The sequence below is a fragment of the Ruegeria sp. BHSC223 genome (genome assembly GCF_059613025.1).
This window is the reverse complement of record NZ_JBXWRR010000002.1, coordinates 306,968-325,897: the sequence shown is the minus strand read 5'-3', so window position 1 is coordinate 325,897 and position 18,930 is coordinate 306,968. Positions and strand designations below refer to the sequence as shown.

Below are 18,930 nucleotides of genomic sequence, written 5' to 3'. Positions count from 1 at the left end.
CTATGTCTGCGCGGTTGATCATGCGGAAAGGTTATACCGGCCCGCGCGGGAATGGAAAGGGAGAAAATGCTGTCTCGGACGTGGCGCTGATATTGAAGTCGTTGCCGGTCCAGCTAGCTGCGGAAGCATGAAAAAGGCTCTTGTTATTGGTGCTTCGGGGGGGATCGGTGCGGCCATTGCGGCGCAGCTTGAAGCGCGCGGCATTTCCGTGACCGGCCTGTCGCGCTCTGCCGATGGGCTGGACCTGACCGATGATCAGAGGAGTGCGCGGATCTTGCAAGGGCTCGATACCCCGTATGATCTGGTTTTGGTGGCGACCGGCGCGCTGGAAATCAACGGTACCGGGCCAGAGAAATCGTTGCGCGCCCTGTCGGCGCAGGTCATGGCCGACCAATTCGCCCTGAATGCCATCGGCCCGGCCCTTGTCCTGCGTGAGGCGGGCCGACTGTTGCCGAGAGAATCCCGTAGCGTATGCGCGGTGCTTTCCGCGCGGGTCGGGTCGATCGGTGACAACCGGTTGGGCGGATGGGTCAGCTATCGCGCGTCCAAGGCGGCGTTGAACCAGATCGTCCGAACCGCAGCCATCGAGCTTGCGCGCAGCCACAAGCAGGCCGTCTGTGTCGCCTTGCATCCCGGTACAGTCGCCACCGCCTTTACCGAGAAATACCTTGGCCGCCATCCGGCGGTCTTGCCGAACGAAGCGGCGTCGAACCTGTTGCGCGTGATCGAGGGGCTTACCCCCGAGCAGAGTGGTGGGTTCTATGATTGGGCCGGGAAAGAGGTTCCCTGGTGACCCGACTCATCCTTGTTCTGGGTGATCAATTGAGCGCCGGCCTCTCCGCGCTGGCCGAGGCGGACCCAAACACCGATTGCGTTGTCATGGCCGAGGTCGCCGCCGAGGCAGAATATGTTCCGCATCACCCCAAAAAAATCGCGCTGGTGCTGGCGGCGATGCGCAAGTTTGCCGAACAGCTGCGCCGGGCAGGGTGGCGGGTCGCGTATTCTCGGCTCGACGACCCGGATACGGGCGGTTCCGTTGACGACGAATTGCTGCGCCGGGCCGGTGAAACCGGCGCGACCGAGGTTCTGGTCACCACGCCCGGCGAGTGGCGGTTGATCGGGCAGCTTCGAGAGCTGCCGCTCAAGGTGAGGCTACTTCCCGATACGCGGTTCATCGCGTCCCGGCGCGATTTCGAGGACTGGGCAAAGCGGCGCAGCCAGTTGCGCATGGAATGGTTCTATCGCGACATGCGCCGCAAGACTGGGTTGTTGATGGAGGGTAATCAGCCTGCTGGCGGCAGTTGGAACTATGATGCCGAAAACCGCAAGCGACCCCCGAGCGGCCACCAGTTTCCGGCCCCGATGCAATTCGCACCTGATAGCGTCACTGCCGAGGTTCTGGATCTTGTCGCGGCCCGTTTTGATGCCAGTTTCGGTACTCTGCGCCCGTTCTGGTTCGCCACCGACCGGGTACAGGCGTTGCAGGCGCTTGACCATTTCATCACCGAGGCGCTGCCTCTTTTTGGTGACTACCAGGATGCGATGCTGATGGGGGAACGGTTTCTGTATCATTCCGTCCTGTCGGTCTATCTCAATCTCGGTCTGTTGGAGCCGCTGGAGGTCTGCCGTGCTGCCGAACAGGCCTGGCGCCAGGGCCATGCGCCCTTGAACGCCGTCGAAGGCTTCATTCGGCAGATCATCGGTTGGCGCGAATTCGTAAGGGGCATCTATTTCCTCGAGGGGGCGGGATACACGGCATCCAATGCGCTGGGACACCAGCGTGATCTGCCGACTTTTTACTGGGGCGGCGAGACGCGGATGACCTGTATTCGCGAGGCGGTGTCGCAGACGCGGGACGAGGCCTATGCCCATCATATCCAGCGCTTGATGATCACCGGTAACTTCGCCCTTCTGGCGGGTGTTGATCCGCAAAAGGTCCACGAATGGTATCTGGCCGTTTACGCCGATGCTTTCGAGTGGGTCGAGGCCCCGAACACCATTGGCATGAGCCAGTTCGCCGATGGCGGGATCGTGGCGTCCAAGCCCTATGTGTCGAGCGGCGCCTATATCAATCGGATGTCGGACCACTGCAAGACATGTGCCTATGACGTCAAGGCCAAGACCGGAGACCGGGCATGCCCTTTCAACCTGCTATACTGGAGCTTTCTGGATCGCCATCGGGACCGGTTTGCGAGCAATCCTCGCATGGGTAACATGTACCGGACGTGGGAGCGGATGGACCCGGATCAGCGCCGGACCATCCTGTCGGATGCCGACACCCTTCTGGCCCGGCTTGACGGCGGAGATATCGTCTAGCCGTCAGACGCGGCGGGGGCCGGATCACCTTTGGTCAGCGCACCATTGTCCCAGTTGCCCTTTTCTTCCTGGCCGCTGGCATATTTCATGGTGCCTTCGCCCTGACGCTTACCATTACGGAAATGGCCTTCGTAGACATCGCCATTGGCATAGGTGGCGACACCGATGCCGCTGATCTTGCCCGCCTGCCACTGGCCTTTGTAGCGGAACCCGTCGGCCATCACGATCTCGCCGTCGCCCTCGCGCTGGCCGTTGACATATTGCCCGGTATAGACCGATCCGTCGGGATAGGTGGCCTTGCCCTGTCCGTGGCGGACCCCGTCCAGCCATTCGCCCTCGTAGCGATAGCCGTCGGCATAGGTCATGATGCCCTGGCCGTGGTTCTTGGCATTCTTGAAGGTGCCCTTGTAGACGATGCCATTGGCATAGATCGCGGTCCCGGTGCCCTCGATCACGCCGGCGACCCATTCGCCCTCATAGCTTGACCCGTCGGGATAGGTGATCTTGCCCTGGCCATCGGCCAGATCTGCGCGGAAATTGCCCTCGTAGACAGAGCCATCGGGATAGGTGACGCGGCCCTGGCCCTCGATCTGACCCGCGACCCAGGACCCGGCATAGCTGTAGCCGTCGGTGCCGGTGAAGATGCCCTGACCCTCGCGCCGGTCATCGGTGAAATCACCTTGATAGACATCGCCATTGGCATAGGTGACCTTGCCCTTGCCTTCGCGACGGCCAGCGATCAGGTCGCCTTCGTAGACATCGCCATTGGCCTGGGTCAGCGTGCCCTTGCCGTTGATCTGGCCATCGGCCCAGAAGCCCACATAGACCAGCCCGTCGGGCAGGGTCAGCGTGCCCTCGCCATGACGCTGCCCCGCGACGATGCCGCCCTCGTAGACGGCGCCGTCGGGATAAGTGATCTTGCCCAACCCCTCTTTCTGGCCGTCGACCCAGTCGCCATCATAGACATATCCACCGGGGCTTTGCATCACGCCCTTGCCATGATGTTTGGCATCACGGAACCCGCCTTCGTACCGTACACCGTTGGCATAGATCGCGACACCCTGGCCGTTGATCACACCGTCCGACCATTCTCCCTCGTAGGTGCCTCCATCGGAAAAGGTGATCTTGCCCATGCCTTCGGGCTTGCCCTGGGCAAAGCTGCCCTCGTAGACCGACCCGTTGGGAAAGCGCGCGACGCCGCGGCCGCGGATCTCGCCATCGACCCATTCGCCGCTGTATTCATAGCCGTTGGGCAGCCGATAGGTGCCGGTGCCATGTTGCAGGCCGCCCCGGAACGTGCCCTCGTAGACGCCGCCGATCTCGTCCTGCGTGGTCAGGACCTGGTTCTGCTGGGCATAGGCCGCAGGGGCCATGGCCAGGATGGCGGCAAATGCGATGCGTCTGCGGTTTCTGGTCATTGGTGCCTCTGTCTGCCCTGTCGACCGTCTGAATGCGGCACCGCGAAATTAAGGCAGGTCCGGGCAAGGGGCAACGCCTTTTGCCGCATTTGGCTTTTCCTCGCGCGTCGATCTGATAAATCGGCAGATCAGGAGCAAGGGCAAGGGGGCATCATGGCCGACCGTTTCCGTATCACTCTGGCGCAGCTCAATCCCACCGTGGGCGACCTGGCTGGCAATGCCGCCAAGGCCCGCATGGCCTGGGAGCGGGGACGCGCGGCGGGGGCCGACCTGGTGGCGCTGCCCGAGATGTTCGTGACCGGGTACAACACGCAAGATCTGGTGATGAAGCCGGTGTTTCATGATGCCGCCATAGCCATGGTCGAGGCGCTGGCCGAGGAGTGCGCCGATGGCCCGGCGCTGGCCATAGGTGGCCCCTGGGTCGAGGACGGCAAGCTCTATAACGCCTACCTGATCCTGCGGGGTGGCAAGATCGTCAGCCGCTCGCTCAAGACCCACCTGCCCAACGAGACGGTGTTCGACGAGGTGCGCATTTTCGATGCCGGGCCGCTGGGGGGGCCGTATTCGGTGGGCAACACCCGCATCGGCAGCCCGATCTGCGAGGATGCCTGGCACGAGGACGTGGCCGAGACTCTGGCCGAAACCGGGGCCGAGTTTTTGCTGGTGCCCAATGGCTCGCCCTATTACCGCGACAAGTACGATACTCGGATCAACCAGATGGTGGCGCGGGTGGTCGAAACCGGCCTGCCGCTGATCTATCTCAACATGGTGGGTGGGCAGGACGATCAGGTGTTCGATGGCGGCACATTCGGCCTGAATCCAGGCGGCGCGCTGGCCTTTCGCATGCCGGTCTTTGACGAGGCAATCACGCATGTCGATCTGGAGCGCGGACCCGAGGGCTGGCGGATCGCCAAGGGAGAAGTGGCGCTGCTGCCCGACGCCTGGGAGCAGGATTACCGCGTGATGGTCGAAAGCCTGCGCGATTACATGCGCAAGGCCGGCTTTGCCAAGGCGCTGCTGGGCCTCTCTGGCGGTGTGGATTCGGCGCTGGTGGCGGCAATAGCGGCCGACGCCTTGGGTGCAGAAAACGTGCGCTGCGTCATGTTGCCCTCGGAATACACGAGCACCGAGTCGCTGGAGGATGCCGAGGCGGTGGCGCAGGCGCTGGGCGTTCGATACGACTATGTCCCGATCTCTGAAAGCCGGGCGGCGGTGACCAATACGCTGGCACCGCTCTTTGCCGGGACCGAACCGGGCCTGACCGAAGAGAACATCCAGTCCCGCCTGCGCGGCCTGTTGCTGATGGCGCTTTCCAACAAGTTCGGCGAAATGCTGCTGACCACCGGCAACAAGTCCGAGGTGGCGGTGGGTTATGCCACCATCTATGGCGACATGGCGGGCGGCTATAACCCGATCAAGGATCTCTACAAGACGCGGGTGTTCGAAACCTGCCGCTGGCGCAACGCCAACCACCGGCCCTGGATGATGGGACCGGCGGGCGAGGTGATCCGGCCCTCGGTCATCGACAAGCCTCCCAGCGCCGAGTTGCGCGCGGATCAAAAGGACAGCGACAGCCTGCCGGACTATCCCGAACTGGACGCGATCCTGGATATTCTGGTCGATCAGGACGGCTCCATCGCCGATTGCGTGGCCGCAGGGTTCGACCGCGATGTCGTCCGCCGGGTCGAGCATCTGATCTATATCAGCGAATACAAGCGGTATCAGTCGGCCCCCGGCGCGCGGCTGACCCCGCGTGCCTTCTGGCTGGACCGTCGTTATCCCATCGTGAATCGCTGGCGTGACCCGAGTTGATCTATTGTCGTGGACAATCGTGGGTTCTTCGAGGTGACTGTCATCCGCTTCGGTTCGATTTATGGCGAATTTGACCCAAATGTGACATTTTGAGGGCTTCCGAGGTGAGGGGATGGCAGAATGTCCAAAGTCATCGCCCCACACCTGTTTTAACGAACTCAACCTGGGGCGGAACATAACTCGTGTCTGGGATGTGTGCCATGTTGAACCCGCTGAATGCGCCCCCTAAAGGCGTAAAAATGCTGAAATCGCCACCGAGAGAACTGGACGAAGCCGATATCGATCGTGTTGTCCAGGAAATCATACGCGAAGAGATCGCGGCGCCTAAGCTGAAGCCGCGCAAGACGCTGCCGGAGCTCGCTCCCGCTTTGCCATTCGAGCCCGAGAGCGAAGAAGCCTCGTTAGGCAAGCCGCGCTATCAACCGAAACTTCGCCACTCGGCCGCAATTCTTGCGCTGGCGTTGATGATCGGCTGGCCGTGGCTATTGCCGACTTTCTTAGGGCTGGCGATCATTCTTCCCGTTGTTGCCTGTCTTGTGTTGGGCCGGAAACGCATTGGCAAGGTCGTCGCGAGCGGTTTCTCGCGCTTCCACCAGCTCAGCCCTGCTCAGGCGGAGGCGCTGCGCGGATGGGCCATGCGGCGTGTTGCCGGAATGGAGCGAATGCTAGCACGCCTTCCGAACCGTTGGACCGCTGGGCTCTATCTTCCGGATTTGGGGCCCACGCCTGAGAGCGCTGAAAAAATGCAGCAGGATCCGTTCGACAGACTCCGCCTGGATCAGGCCGAAGTCTGACGGAGGCGCAATTGTGATGGAATTCTCCATTCTGTCACAATTCGGCCCAAACGGCGCCCTATTTGCCTTTTTAAAGTCGATATAGGTAAGTTAAGACCACATAAATGGCGATTTTGCCCGAGCAGTGAATAGCGTCTGAATAAAGACGAAGGTGGGAAAGAAGCTGAACTCGCTTGGGGACAGTCACATGAAAGCGCCGCATAAGCTTCACTTGTCCGCTGAAAACATGAACCAATCCAAGGGGCGTGATGTCGATGAACAGTTGATCGACACGACAATTCGAACCCTTCTGGAAAGTGACGTTTCGGCCCCTCGACAGCAAGCGAACCGGGATTGTGTTCAGGAGCGGGAGCAGGGCACGGCACCGATACGGCCTGATAGTCCAGTCTCCGCCTCGGTTCGGCGCTCTTTTCTGGGTAATCCGCCGGGGTGGCGGGTTTCGCTCGTAATTCTTGTCCTGGCCATATTGATCGGCTGGCCGATCTTGTTGCTGGTCTTTTTCGGGCTGTTGGTGGCTATCCTGGTGATCCCGTATCTCACGCTTGGCCATGATCGCTCGGTGGAGATTTGCCTTCTTGGTTACGACCTGCTGTCCCGACACAGCCCAAGTCGCGCCGAATATTTGAGAGGCTGGGCTGCTAGGCAAACTAGCGCGATGGAACGTTGGCTGACCCATTTGCCGGAGAGCTGGGTCTCGGGATTGTACTTGCCAGATTTTGAGACCGATACTGGAAGGCCGGAAAAAATGCAGACGGATCCGTTTGACAGGCTGTATGAACGTCTGCGCAGCAAGGATGCCGAACCGTAAGTGCAGTTTTGCCACAGCTATCCGGGATGTGATCCGGCGCGTCATTTTTGACCCTTTCGTTCGGGTAGGCCGGGCTACATCTCTGGCACCGATTGTGTCACTTGATTGAGATTGAATGCCCGGACCCCGCCCGACCGATTTCTATTCCGACCTTGCCCTGCCCAAGCAGGTCGAGGTCGTTGTGGTTGGTGGTGGCATCATCGGGGTCTCGGCGGCGCTGGAATTGGCGGAACGAGGCGTCTCGGTCCTGTTGTGCGAAAAGGGTCAGATCGGCGCTGAACAAAGCTCACGCAACTGGGGTTGGGTGCGGCTGGGCATGCGCGACCCGCGCGAGATACCGCTCATGCAGGCGGCGCTGGAGATCTGGCACGGGTTGGATGCGCGTCTGGGACGCAACACCGGTTTTGTGCGCTCGGGCATCCTGTTTGCCGCTTCGGGGCGGCGCAGTACCGGGAATCTGGAGCGCTGGGCGCGCCATGTGGATGGGCTGGACACGCGGGCCCGGATGATCGAGGGCGCCGAGCTTGCCGCCCAACTGTCCGGTCACCGCAAACCTCCGCAAGCGGCGCTGTTCATGCCGCAGGACGGCCGGGCCGAGCCGCAATGGGCCGCCCCCGCGATTGCCGAGGGCGCCCGTGACCGGGGTGCACAAATCCTGACGGCCTGTGCGGTGCGTTCGGTCGATGTCGAGGCGGGCCGGGTGACAGGGGTCTATACCGAACGGGGCCGGGTGGGCTGTTCCAGAGTGATTTTGGCGGGAGGGGCATGGTCACGCCTCTTTGCCGGTAATGCTGGCGTGTCGCTGCCGCAACTCAAGGTGCTGAACACCGTGTTGCGCAGTTCGCCGATGCCCGATGGTCCGAATGCCGCCTACTGGTCTGATGCGTTTGCCATGCGCCGTCGCGCCGATGGAGGGTTCACCATCGCTGCCGGCACCCAGAACACGGTCGAGCTGGTACCTGACAGCTTGCGCTTGGCCTATAGCTTCCTGCCCGCCTACCGGCAGGAATGGCGTTCGCTGCGCTTTCGGCTATCGCGCCGCTGGCTGGAAGAGGCGCAGATGGCGCGCCAGTGGCAGCCGGGCGATGTAACTCCGTTCGAGCTGACCCGGATACTCGACCCGGAGCCGTCGCAGAAACACCTGCGCCGCGCGTGGTCTGCCGCCCGCCGCGCCTTTCCGATGCTCGACGGGGCCGAGATCATGCAAAGCTGGGCCGGGATGATCGACGTGACCCCGGATGCGATCCCGGTAATCTCAGGTGTCCCGGATCTGCCGGGCCTGTTCATTGCGACCGGGTTTTCCGGTCACGGGTTCGGGATTGGACCGGGCGCCGGGCGGCTGATCGCCGATCTGGCGACAAGCGAACCCCCGGTGGTGGACCCGTGGGAGTTTCGCCTGTCGCGGTTCAGCGATGGCAGCCGGGTGGCGCCCGATCCGGGGTACTGAGCCTGGAGCCTTAGCCCATCAACTGATAGCTGACGGGCACGAAGCGGAAACCGTCACCGCGCGCTTCCACGTAACCTGCCGCGGGGAAAGGCATGTGATAGCCGATCATCGGCACCCGGTCTGCGGCCAGCATACCCAGGATCTGACGGCGCGAGGCGGTTGCCTTGGCCTTGTCCATGTCGAACCGTACCTCCCATTCAGGATGGGCGAAGGACCAGACATAATGGTTCGCCAGATCGGCGGTCAGCATCAGCTGTTGCCCGTCGCTCTCGAGCATGTAACCCATATGGCCCGGCGTGTGCCCCGAGGCATCAACCGCCGTTACCCCGGCGGCGACCGAGGCGCCCGGCTCGACAAAGGTCATTTTCTCCGCCAACGGCGTTACATGCGACTTGACGAGGTCACCGACACGGTTGCCGGCCTCGGCCTTGGACCAGAAATCGTATTCGGCGGCGCCGGTGACATAACGGGCATTGGCAAAGGTGGGGGCGCCATCGGTCATCATGCCGCCGATATGGTCGGGATGCATATGGGTGATTACCACCACATCGATGGCTTCGGGCGCAACGCCAGCTGCTTCTAGCGCGCGGGTGATGCCGCCCTGGCCCAGACCGGTGTCGAACAGCACCAGTTCGGCCCCGGTATCGACCAGCGTAGGGGTAAAGAAGAATTGTGCCGTGTCGGCAGGGATGAAGTTCTCGGCCGAGACACGCGCGAAATCCTCGTCCGATGCGCCACCGCCAAAGATGTCCTTGGCCCCGTCACGCGGCAGGCTGCCGTCAAGAAGGGTGGTCACCCCCAGGCTGCCCAGCTTGAACGAGCGGGCGATGGGGGCCGCCGCCTTGCCGCCATGGGCACCGGCCAGGACGGGCGCCGCGGCGGCGGCAAGCGGCAGGGATGCGGCACCGGTCAAGGCGGCGCGGCGCGAAAGCTTCAGGGTCATGTCAGACCTCCCCAGTTATGTGTGAAACACCCAAAAGGATAGGGCAGCGCGTGCCCCCGGCAACCTCGGCATTCGTGCATAAATCTGTGCGGATTTGAGGTGGTGCCGGATGATCGGCCGGATCGGCGACATGCGAAACAGTGATGTTGTCTGTGTGATACGGGTGGCTGGGGCCGAACTGGACAATTGTCGGCCCTTGTGACAAGGGGATCGGCAACAGGAGATGTCCATGACCACCACCCGTTTCGCCCCTTCGCCCACCGGTTACATTCATGTGGGCAACCTGCGCACCGCGCTGATGAACTATCTGATCGCCCGCAAGGCGGGCGGTACCTTCATCCTGAGGATCGACGACACCGACCCCGAGCGGTCGAAAGAGGAATATGTCGACGCAATCAAGCAGGATCTCGACTGGCTGGGCCTGCATTGGGACCGGGTGGAGCGTCAGTCCGAGCGGCTGGACCGCTATGCCGAGGCCGCCGACAAGCTGCGCGACATGGGCCGGTTCTACGAGGCGTTCGAGACCCCGACCGAACTGGATCTGAAGCGCAAGAAGCAGCTCAACATGGGCAAGCCGCCGGTCTATGACCGGGCGGCGCTGTCGCTGTCTGAGGGTGAGAAAGACGCCCTGCGTGCCGAGCGCGGTAACGGGGTGTGGCGTTTCAAGCTGGATCAGGAGCGGATCGAGTGGACTGACGGCATCCTCGGGGATATCTCGATCGACGCGGCCAGTGTCAGCGACCCGGTCCTGATCCGGGGCGACGGTCAGGTTCTCTATACGCTGGCGTCGGTGGTGGATGATACCGATATGGGTGTCACCGATGTGGTGCGCGGATCGGACCATGTGACCAACACCGCGACCCAGATCCAGATCATGGCGGCGCTCGGGTTCGAACACCCCCGCTTCGCGCATCATTCGCTGCTGACCGGCCCGCAGGGCGAGGCGTTGTCGAAGCGCCTGGGCACGCTGGCCCTGCGCGACCTGCGCGAACAGGGAGTGCAGCCGATGGCGCTGCTCAGCCTGATGGCGCGGCTCGGCTCGTCCGATCCGGTCGAGTTGCGCAGCGACATGGCCGAGCTGATCGAGGGGTTCGACGTGACCCGGTTTGGCGCGGCACCGACCAAGTTCGATGTGCAGGATCTGTTTCCGCTGACGGGGCGCTACCTGCAGGCGCTGCCGCTGGAGGCAGTCGCGGCAGACGTGGCAGCGGCGGGTGTGCCCGAGGATATGGCCGCGCCTTTCTGGTTGATGGCGCGCGAGAACATCACCACGCTGAACGATCTGGCAGGGTGGTGGGCGCTGTGCCGGGACGGAGCCGAGCCGCTGATCGCCGACGAAGATCGCGCCTTTGTGGCCGAGGCCATGGCGCTCTTGCCCGAAGGGCCGCTTGACGGTGGCAGCTGGGGTGCCTGGACCCAGGCAGTGAAAGAAGCCACCGGCCGCAAGGGCAAGGGGCTGTTCATGCCGCTGCGCAAGGCGGTAACCGGTATGGAGCGCGGCCCGGAAATGGCTACGCTGCTGCCGTTGATGCAGGTGATCCGCGCGCGCGGCTGAGCGGGAGCGCAAGATTTTTCGACGAAAAATCTTGTCGCCTCCGGCGGGAGTATTTGCGGCGAAATGAAGGGCTGCGCGTTCAGCTCACCGCGACGATGCGGGCGCCGATTTCGATGAGGGACCGGTCCACCAGATCGGTCTCTTCTGCCTTGAGTTGCTGGTGGCGCGGGTAGCGCGGCTGGGAGCGGTCGTCGAGAATGGGTGCTTCCCAGCCGCTGGTGGTGTTAAAGAAATCACGCACGCCCTCGCGGCCGAAGGCATGCAGATAGCCCTGCACCACCACGTCGATATAGCTGAGGAGGATGGGGTGCCGGGTGCTCGGCACGCTCTGTTTTTCCGGTGCCACCGCATAGACCGCGATCTCGGTGGGCTGCTTCAGGTCGTGGCGCACGTGGTCGGTGACCGCGACGCGGTCATAGGCCCATTCGCGCGCATCGAGTGCCTGCCAGTCGTCATTGGGCACATGGGCGATCATGCCGTCGATGCTGCAATCCGCATCCGGAAGTGCCGTCAGAAAGGCCACTTGTCTGAGGTCTGTATGACGCCAGACGCGCCGCCAGCCATGCAGGCGGGCCGGGCGCGGATCGGGGAAGTCGTGGGTTGCCAGGTTCACCAGGCTGCCGTAGCCAAAGAAATAGGGGTCTGCCATAGGTGCCTCGCCGCCGATCCGGTGCAATTGATGTATGTCAAACAGGTTTTTCCCGGGTTGTGCAATAAGGCTTGCAGATGAAATCCCACGGGGGAGGACCCGATCATGCGCATTACCAAGCGCACCAATATTGCGGTTCGGCTGCTGATGTACTGCGCCGCGCATCCGGACCGGCTGGTGACCAAGTCCGAGATTGCCGAAGTCTGCAACATTTCCGAGAACCATCTGGCCCAGGTAATCAACCAGCTCAGCCAGTTGGGGTTCCTGACCACGCAGCGCGGCCGCAATGGCGGCATGTGTCTGGGCATGGCCGCGGATGCGATCCGCATCGGTGAGGTGTTCAGACATGTCGAGGGCAACCTGCCGATGGTCGAGTGTTTCGCCGATGCCGACAACAGTTGTCCGCTGACCGATGCCTGCCGCCTTCGGCTGGCGCTGAGGGATGCGGCGCAGGCGTTCTATGCTTCGCTGGACGAGATCACGCTGGATGCGCTGGTCTGTGACAACACCGACCTGCTCAAGATCCTCAATCCGGTGGTCTGCGCGCGGCAGAGCGTGTCCCAGGCGGGCTGATTCATTCTCGGGCACGCAGGACGCGCGCCGGGCGGGTGGCGAGCGGGGACAGAGAGAACACAAGGCTTGCACCAAGTACCGCTGATACGCCCCCCAGCACGATGGTCAGTGCCGAAGGCCAGATCACCGAGAATGATGTCTCGAAGACAAAGCGGCTGACCGCCCAGCCGCCCAGGATGCCTGCGGCCAGCGCGATGGTTCCGGCAGCGGCGCCCAGAAGGGCGCTGCGCAGTGCAAGGCTCAGCAGGATACGGCGGCGCGACGCGCCCAGGGTGCGCAGTACCGCCGCCTCGTAGATGCGTGCGCCCTGACCTGCGGCGGCGGCGCCGATCAGGACCAGAAACCCGGTCAGCAAAGAGACGCCTGCGCCATAGGATGTGGCGCTGGCCAACCCGGCCAGCAGGCCCGAGGCGCGGTCGATGGCGTCGCGCACCCGGATTGCGGTGATGTTGGGGTAGCTGCTGGCCAGATCGCGCAGAATGGCGGCCTCGGCGGCTTCGTCGGCATAGACCGTGGCGATATGGCTATGGGGGGCGCCGGACAGGGCAGCAGGGTTCATCGCCATGATGAACCCCATGCCCGCGGTCGAGAAATCGACCTCGCGAAATGACGAGATACGGGCGGTGATATCGCGGCCCAGGATATTGACGGTCAGGGTATCGCCCAGTTGCAGGCCCATCTCGGCCGCCTCTTCGGCGGCAAAGCTGATCAGTGGCGGGCCTGCGTAATCTTCGGGCCACCATGCGCCCTCGGTCAGCCGGGTGGTGTCGGGCAGTTCGGCGGAATAGGTCACCCCCCGATCGCCGCGCAGGACCCAATGGTTTCCGGCGACCTCGCGCGCGGGCAGATCGTTGATACGCGTGATGATGCCGCGCAGCATCGGCGCGCTTTCGATACGGCTGACGCCGGGGTCGTTTCGCAGCCGGGCGGCAAAGCCGGGCATCTGGTCACGCTGGATATCGACAAAGAAATACGAGGGCGCCACATCGGGCAGGTTGCCGGAAATCGCGTTGCGCAGCGTGCCGTCGATCTGGCCCACGGCGGCCAGCACCGACAGGCCAAGGCCCAGCGACAGCATCACAGGCGCCGCCCCCTGCCGTGGCGAGGATATCGAGGCCAGCGCCCAGCGAAGTGCCGGGCGGCCACGCGCCAGCGGGGTGGCGGCACGACTGAGCGCCCGCACCGCACCGGCGGCGAAGGCGAGCAAGAGGAGCGCCCCGGCGATGCCGCCCAGGGTCCAGAGTGTCAGGGTGACGGCCCCGCTGAACCATGCGGCCAGCCCGCACAGCAGGACCAGTCCGGCGCCCGTGGCCAGCACATAGCGAAATCGCGGCAGCAGCGGGGCGCGGGACAGCGCATCGCGCAGCAGGGTCGCGGCGCGCACCTCCTCGGTCCGGGCCAGAGGCCAGAGGGTAAAGACCAGCGCCGTCAGCAGGCCATAGATCGCGGCTTCGGCCAGCGGCTCTGGGTAGATCGCAAAGACAGCAGGCACCGGCAGTTGCGCCTCGATCAACGGCGCCAGCAGCAGGGGCGCGAACCCGCCAAGCGCGAGCCCCAGCAGGATGCCAAGGCCCGACAACGCGCCGATTTGCAGGAAATAGGTCTGGAACACGGTGCGCCGGTCGGCGCCCAGCGTGCGCAGCGTGGCAATGGTGGCGGTCTTGTCAGCCAGATAGGCGCGAACCGCCGCCGAGACTCCGATGCCGCCCACAGCCAGGCCAGAGAGTCCGACAAGGATCAGGAACGCGCCCAATCGCCGGGTGAAATCGGCGATGCCAGGGGCGCCATTGCGCGCATCGGTCCAGCGCAGGCCACTGTCGGCGAAGCGCGCGCGGGCCTCTTGCGAGATGCTGGCCAGATCGCTCTCGGGGGGCAGGTCGAGCCGGTATTTGGTGTCAAAGAGGGTGCCCGGCGCCAACAGGCCGGATTGCGTCAGGTCCTCGGTTCGCACCAGCGTGCGCGGCCCGAGGGCAAAGCCGTCTGCGATACCGTCGGGCACCTGCATCAGCCTTGCCATCAGGACAAAATCCTGCGTGCCCAGCCGAAAGCGATCACCGGGTTGCAGCCCCAGCCGGTCGGACAGAACCGGTTCCATCACTCCACCGGGCAGGCCATCGGTGCCCGCCAGCGCCCGATCAAGCGGCAGGTCCGGGTCCAGCGTGACACTGCCAAGCAGGGGATAGGCATCGTCCACCGCCTTGACCTGGGTCAGGGCGCGCTCGTCGCCCACGACGGCCATCGAGCGGAAATCCACCAGTTCCGAAACCCGGTTGGCGCGGGTCTGCATCCACACCCGCTCCTCAGGGGTGGCAAAACGATAGGTGAAACTCATCTGCGCATCACCGCCGAGAAGGGCAGCACCCTCGCGGGTCAGCCCGGCCTCGATTGCGCTGCGGACCGAGCCGACGGCGGCAATGGCGGCGACACCCAGCGCCAGACAGGCCAGAAAGATGCGGAACCCCCGCAGCCCGCCGCGCAACTCGCGCCTGGCGAGGCGGGCGGCCAGTCGCAGGCTCATTGCGCGGCCTCGCGGCTTTCGTTGTCCTCGATACGGCCATCGCGCAGGCGGACTACCCGGTCGCAGCGGCTGGCCAGGCGGGCGCTGTGGGTGACCAATACCAGCGTTGCGCCATACTGGTCGCGCAGGCCGAACAAAAGGTCCATGATCGCGGCGCCATTGGCCTCGTCCAGATTGCCGGTCGGCTCGTCGGCCAGCAGGATTGCAGGGCGCGGGGCCGCGGCACGGGCCAGTGCGACGCGCTGTTGCTCGCCGCCCGAGAGTTGCGCCGGATAATGCCCGGCGCGGTGGGACAGACCCACCGCCGCAAGCTCGGCCGCCGCGCGGTCGAATGCGTCTCGGTGGCCGGCCAGTTCCAGCGGCGTCGCCACGTTTTCCAGCGCGGTCATGGTGGGGATCAGGTGAAAGCTTTGGAACACCACGCCCATCCGGTCGCGTCTGAAGCGGGCCAATGCGTCCTCGTCCATCGCGCCCAGATCTTGGCCCAGCACCTGTACCAGGCCACCGGTGGCGCGTTCGAGCCCGCCCATCAACATCAACAGCGAGGATTTGCCCGATCCCGATGGCCCGACCAGCCCCAGCGTCTGCCCCGCCGATACACTCAGCGAGATACCGCGCAGGATATCGACCCGCCCGGCATTGCCTTCGAGCGACAAACGGGCATCTTCTAGGAGAATGGCAGGGTCGGTCATGATGGGCCTTTGCTTGGGTATTCTAGGGCATATGGAGCGTCGAGGGATATGCGCAAGGCTTTGATCGGGCTTCTGTTGACGGGGTGGGGCGCGGCTGCAACGGCCGAACCGGTGGTGATCGCCGCGCTGGGCGACAGCCTGACCCAGGGCTATGGCCTCGTGCAGGATCAGGGCTTCGTACCCCAGTTGCAACGCTGGCTGGTGGCCGAGGGGGCCGAGGTCACGCTGATCAATGCAGGCGTCTCGGGCGATACCACGGCGGGCGGCGCGGCGCGGGTGGCCTGGACCCTGACGCCTGAGGTGGATGCGATGATCGTGGCGCTGGGGGGCAATGACCTGCTGCGTGGCATCGCGCCCGAGGTGGCGCGCGGCAATCTGGCAACAATCCTGACCGAGGCGCAACAGGCCGGGGTCGAGGTGCTGCTGATCGGCATGCAGGCACCTGGCAATTACGGCGCCGAGTACAAGGCGGCGTTCGATGCCATCTATCCCGAGTTGGCGGCCCAGTACGGTGCGCTCTTTGCGCCGAGCTTCTTTGCCGGCCTCGCGGCTGAGGGCGACCCCTCGGCGGTGTCAGGCTTGATGCAGGGCGACGGTATCCACCCTAATGCCGAAGGTGTGGCGCGAATCGTCGCGGCGCTTGGTCCGCATGTGCTGGACCTGGTTCGGTCAGCGGAGGAGTGAGATGCCGGGACGCTTCTTTCTGACCCGGCAGCTGGCGTAACGCGCCGAGTCCTCACCGGATAGGAGTGCTATTGACACTTGCGGATGTGCCGATCTGGCTGATTGGCGATGAAACGCAGCTTGAAGCGCTGATGCGCCTCTGGCCCAAGGGCCGGTTGCGGATCAAGAAGGCGACGGATGTGGATTGGTCCGCCCCTTAGAAAGGGCCGGGTCCGGCAAGGCGGACCCGACGCGCAACAGCTCAGAGCAGCTTCAGGTCGACCGCGGATTCGCGGCCGTCGCGTCCGGGCTTCAACTCGTAGCTGACTTTCTGGTTGTCGGCGAGGCCGGTCAGCCCCGAACGTTCAACGGCGGAAATGTGCACGAACACATCCTTGCCGCCTTCTTCGGGGGCGATAAAGCCGAAGCCTTTGGTGGTGTTGAACCATTTGACGGTGCCGGTGGCCATCGTCATATCTCCTGTCTGTTCTTTCAATTCCCTGCCCGCGATATGCGGCAGATCGGCTCGGTCAATGCGAAATCGAGGACTGAGCCGGAAAAGGAGCAGTATGGTCGATAGCGTAACGTTGCGCCCCCAGAAATGGGTCGCGCTTACGCGTTTGGCAAGAAGAATCTCGCATAACCGCCGGTCTGGCGCTGAAATCCGAGCGTCAGAGCACCGTCACGAGCGTGCCGAGAGGCACCCGGTTGTACAGGTCGATCACGTGCTCGTTGAGCATGCGGATACAGCCGTTCGATGCAGCCTGTCCAATGGTTTCGGGCTGAGTGGTGCCATGAATGCGGAAATAGGTGTCGACACCGTTCTGGAACAGGTAGAGCGCCCTTGCCCCCAGCGGGTTCCCCGGGCCGCCGGGCTGAACATAGGAGTTGTCCACGAATTTGGCATAGGTTCGCGGGTCGCGCTCGATCATCTCTTGCGTCGGGCGCCACGTGGGCCATTCCTTTTTGACGTCGATGGTGGCGTTGCCGGTAAACTCCAGCCCGGCCTTGCCGACGCCACATCCGTAACGGATCGCCTGACGTTCCTCGGTCACGTAGTAGAGGTAGAAAGAACGCGGGAGGATCAGCAAATGTCCGGGTTCGAACGCTTTCTTGATCCGCACGAATTGCGGGGTTGGGTCGAACTCTGCACTGGCGTTGGCCTGCACCGCCCATGGCAGCGTACCGGCCGCAACCGAAGCGGCGATGAATGTCCGGCGCGTGATCATGTCTGGCCTCGCATCTTGAAACGGTAATATCAGGTATTTTCCGGTGCCTGTTCCGCTTGGTCAATGTGTTTGGCGGCTATAGCGGAAAAGTGATGCCAGAGTTGCGGCGGCAAAGGCACAAGTGGCGATCCAACCGAAATACCAGGCCTGGCCCGCAAGTGTATCTTCGGCAAAGGAGGCGGCAAAGCGGGACTTTCCCAAATGAGCGGTCAGAAAGGCCGCGAGAGTCAGCAGGGCGAATCCGCCCTGTCTTGGCAGGCGCGGGATCCCGAGCGCCCCGGCAAGGATCGCCAGACCGATGCCCAGCGGCAGACCGATCCAGATCACCTTTTGCGCCCACCATGGGTGCGCACCCAGTCTGAGCGTCAGCCCTGTGATCTGCGCAATCAGCGCGAATACAAGCAAGACTGCGCCCGGCAAGAGGGCTGTGTTGAGACGTCGCATAGAGCCAACATGCCCATTTGTGTGATGGCATGAAAGGCGGTGCACCGGAACGTGATGATGATTGCGGAGTTGCCCGCGAATTGCTTTACGCTGTCTCCAGCCGCAGTGCAGCAAAGAGGATATCGCGCCATGACCGACCCGCAACCCAATGGTGAACTCACCCTGCGCACCCTTGCCATGCCGCGCGACGTGAACGTGAACGGCGACATCTTTGGTGGTTGGGTGCTGAGCCAGATGGACATCGCCGCTGGCCTGACCGCTGGCGCCCGCGCAGGGGGGCGGGTGACCACGGTTGCGGTGGATGCGATGAAGTTCATCCGGCCCGTGGGCGTCGGTGACGTGTTGTGCATTTACTGCCAGGTGGTGCGTGTCGGGCGCAGTTCGATGGCGATCGAGATCGAGGCCTGGGCGTTGCGCGACCGGCAGGGACTGCGCGAGAAGGTGACCGAAGCGGTGTTCACTTTCGTTGCGATCGACGAGCAGGGCAGACCCCGCCCGGTGGACGGCACCGCCGCAGGCTGATTGCCGCCGAACGGCGGAACAGAGCGGACGAAGCCCTCTTTTCAGTTTGCCAAAGCTGCATATCATATCGCTTCGGGCGCCCGACTCAGAGTGACGGGCCAGCGTGGACCCGACGGGCATCCGGCGCCCGGATCGTGGAGATCATCATGCAGATTCTGGTGGGTATTGCCGGGCTTTCGCTGGCAGTGCTGATCTATGCCTGGGCTTATGGTCGGGTGCATGACCCGGCCGCACCGGCCTGGGCACGGGGACAGTTGTTCGCCTCGGCAGCGTCGTTATTCGCGACGTCATTGGCGCCGATAGGCGCCGGCTATCTGACGGCTGGCATCTTGTGGCCCGATAGTTTGAGCCTTGTCTGGGGGCTGCCGGTCGCGATCGGTGCGGTACCGTTGGTCTGGATCGTGGCCCGCCGCCTGCTGCGCCGCGGGCGCGACAAGGCGCATTCCCCGCTGACTTTTACACGTGGCATGGCATGAGGGCGACCCTTGCAGGGTGATCTTCTGAAACCTATGTCACTTTCCGAATGTGATGCTTTCGGAGAGCCGAG

20 protein-coding genes are annotated in these 18,930 nt (G+C 63.6%); 12 read left to right on the top strand and 8 right to left on the bottom strand.

What is annotated here, in order from left to right:
* Window positions 1-127 precede the first annotated feature (127 nt).
* Both AC2FNY_RS05535 and AC2FNY_RS05530 read left to right on the top strand, forming a co-directional pair.
* Complete coding sequence (locus AC2FNY_RS05535) at window positions 128-793, top strand: SDR family NAD(P)-dependent oxidoreductase (RefSeq protein WP_496801867.1); 666 nt, start codon at window positions 128-130, stop codon at window positions 791-793.
* Window positions 790-2,316, top strand: a complete 1,527-nt coding sequence (locus AC2FNY_RS05530; RefSeq protein ID WP_496801866.1) for a cryptochrome/photolyase family protein — start codon at window positions 790-792, stop codon at window positions 2,314-2,316. The genes AC2FNY_RS05535 and AC2FNY_RS05530 overlap by 4 nt, the downstream gene beginning before the upstream one ends.
* Here the strand turns inward: AC2FNY_RS05530 and AC2FNY_RS05525 are convergent.
* On the bottom strand, window positions 2,313-3,734 hold the full coding sequence (locus tag AC2FNY_RS05525; RefSeq protein WP_496801865.1) for an MORN repeat-containing protein: 1,422 nt from the start codon (window positions 3,732-3,734) through the stop codon (window positions 2,313-2,315). The two genes, AC2FNY_RS05530 and AC2FNY_RS05525, sit on opposite strands and share 4 nt — an antisense overlap.
* 153 nt (window positions 3,735-3,887) lie before the next feature.
* On the opposite strand from AC2FNY_RS05525, the gene AC2FNY_RS05520 reads away from it, so the two are divergent.
* The 4 genes from AC2FNY_RS05520 to AC2FNY_RS05505 all read left to right on the top strand — a co-directional run bounded on the left by AC2FNY_RS05520 (window position 3,888) and on the right by AC2FNY_RS05505 (window position 8,595).
* Window positions 3,888-5,546 carry an NAD+ synthase gene (locus AC2FNY_RS05520; RefSeq protein ID WP_234137319.1) on the top strand — a complete coding sequence of 553 codons (1,659 nt, stop codon included), beginning with the start codon at window positions 3,888-3,890 and terminating at the stop codon, window positions 5,544-5,546.
* A 200-nt stretch (window positions 5,547-5,746) separates the two neighbouring features.
* On the top strand, window positions 5,747-6,340 hold the full coding sequence (locus AC2FNY_RS05515; protein ID WP_234137320.1) for a hypothetical protein: 594 nt from the start codon (window positions 5,747-5,749) through the stop codon (window positions 6,338-6,340).
* 187 nt (window positions 6,341-6,527) lie between these two features.
* Window positions 6,528-7,148: a hypothetical protein gene (locus AC2FNY_RS05510; protein WP_234137321.1), complete on the top strand. Its 621-nt coding sequence runs from the start codon at window positions 6,528-6,530 to the stop codon at window positions 7,146-7,148.
* Between the two features lie 115 nt (window positions 7,149-7,263).
* Window positions 7,264-8,595 (top strand): NAD(P)/FAD-dependent oxidoreductase, encoded by a 1,332-nt coding sequence (locus AC2FNY_RS05505; protein ID WP_496801864.1) that lies wholly within the window; start codon window positions 7,264-7,266, stop codon window positions 8,593-8,595.
* A gap of 10 nt (window positions 8,596-8,605) precedes the next feature.
* Here the strand turns inward: AC2FNY_RS05505 and AC2FNY_RS05500 are convergent, their stop codons facing one another.
* Window positions 8,606-9,538, bottom strand: a complete 933-nt coding sequence (locus tag AC2FNY_RS05500) for an MBL fold metallo-hydrolase (protein ID WP_234137323.1) — start codon at window positions 9,536-9,538, stop codon at window positions 8,606-8,608.
* 229 nt (window positions 9,539-9,767) lie between these two features.
* On the opposite strand from AC2FNY_RS05500, the gene gltX reads away from it, so the two are divergent.
* On the top strand, window positions 9,768-11,093 hold the full coding sequence (gene gltX / locus AC2FNY_RS05495) for a glutamate--tRNA ligase (RefSeq protein WP_234176364.1): 1,326 nt from the start codon (window positions 9,768-9,770) through the stop codon (window positions 11,091-11,093).
* Window positions 11,094-11,172: 79 nt separating this feature from the next.
* Here the strand turns inward: gltX and AC2FNY_RS05490 are convergent, their stop codons facing one another.
* Window positions 11,173-11,742: a gamma-glutamylcyclotransferase family protein gene (locus AC2FNY_RS05490; RefSeq protein WP_234165662.1), complete on the bottom strand. Its 570-nt coding sequence runs from the start codon at window positions 11,740-11,742 to the stop codon at window positions 11,173-11,175.
* Between the two features lie 105 nt (window positions 11,743-11,847).
* On the opposite strand from AC2FNY_RS05490, the gene AC2FNY_RS05485 reads away from it, so the two are divergent.
* Entirely contained in the window at window positions 11,848-12,315 is a 468-nt protein-coding gene (locus AC2FNY_RS05485) for an RrF2 family transcriptional regulator (protein ID WP_234142653.1), read from the top strand.
* A gap of 1 nt (window position 12,316) precedes the next feature.
* Here the strand turns inward: AC2FNY_RS05485 and AC2FNY_RS05480 are convergent, their stop codons facing one another.
* Entirely contained in the window at window positions 12,317-14,833 is a 2,517-nt protein-coding gene (locus tag AC2FNY_RS05480) for an ABC transporter permease (protein ID WP_496801863.1), read from the bottom strand.
* On the bottom strand, window positions 14,830-15,525 hold the full coding sequence (locus tag AC2FNY_RS05475; RefSeq protein WP_496801862.1) for an ABC transporter ATP-binding protein: 696 nt from the start codon (window positions 15,523-15,525) through the stop codon (window positions 14,830-14,832). The genes AC2FNY_RS05480 and AC2FNY_RS05475 overlap by 4 nt, the downstream gene beginning before the upstream one ends.
* Before the next feature lie 48 nt (window positions 15,526-15,573).
* On the opposite strand from AC2FNY_RS05475, the gene AC2FNY_RS05470 reads away from it, so the two are divergent.
* Together AC2FNY_RS05470 and AC2FNY_RS05465 are read left to right on the top strand one after the other, a co-directional pair.
* Window positions 15,574-16,209: an arylesterase gene (locus tag AC2FNY_RS05470; protein WP_234176366.1), complete on the top strand. Its 636-nt coding sequence runs from the start codon at window positions 15,574-15,576 to the stop codon at window positions 16,207-16,209.
* A 71-nt stretch (window positions 16,210-16,280) separates the two neighbouring features.
* On the top strand, window positions 16,281-16,409 hold the full coding sequence (locus AC2FNY_RS05465) for a hypothetical protein (RefSeq protein ID WP_496801861.1): 129 nt from the start codon (window positions 16,281-16,283) through the stop codon (window positions 16,407-16,409).
* A gap of 41 nt (window positions 16,410-16,450) precedes the next feature.
* Here the strand turns inward: AC2FNY_RS05465 and AC2FNY_RS05460 are convergent, their stop codons facing one another.
* From AC2FNY_RS05460 to AC2FNY_RS05450, 3 genes are all read right to left on the bottom strand, one after another.
* Window positions 16,451-16,657: a cold-shock protein gene (locus AC2FNY_RS05460; RefSeq protein WP_011046198.1), complete on the bottom strand. Its 207-nt coding sequence runs from the start codon at window positions 16,655-16,657 to the stop codon at window positions 16,451-16,453.
* Window positions 16,658-16,859: 202 nt separating this feature from the next.
* Window positions 16,860-17,417: a L,D-transpeptidase gene (locus AC2FNY_RS05455; RefSeq protein WP_234137330.1), complete on the bottom strand. Its 558-nt coding sequence runs from the start codon at window positions 17,415-17,417 to the stop codon at window positions 16,860-16,862.
* A gap of 60 nt (window positions 17,418-17,477) precedes the next feature.
* Window positions 17,478-17,822: a hypothetical protein gene (locus AC2FNY_RS05450; RefSeq protein WP_234165666.1), complete on the bottom strand. Its 345-nt coding sequence runs from the start codon at window positions 17,820-17,822 to the stop codon at window positions 17,478-17,480.
* Window positions 17,823-17,990: 168 nt separating this feature from the next.
* On the opposite strand from AC2FNY_RS05450, the gene AC2FNY_RS05445 reads away from it, so the two are divergent.
* Both AC2FNY_RS05445 and AC2FNY_RS05440 read left to right on the top strand, forming a co-directional pair.
* Complete coding sequence (locus tag AC2FNY_RS05445; RefSeq protein ID WP_234137332.1) at window positions 17,991-18,383, top strand: acyl-CoA thioesterase; 393 nt, start codon at window positions 17,991-17,993, stop codon at window positions 18,381-18,383.
* A gap of 146 nt (window positions 18,384-18,529) precedes the next feature.
* The gene (locus AC2FNY_RS05440; protein ID WP_496801860.1) at window positions 18,530-18,859 is read left to right on the top strand and encodes a hypothetical protein; all 330 of its coding nucleotides are present in this window, start codon (window positions 18,530-18,532) and stop codon (window positions 18,857-18,859) included.
* Window positions 18,860-18,930: the final 71 nt, after the last annotated feature.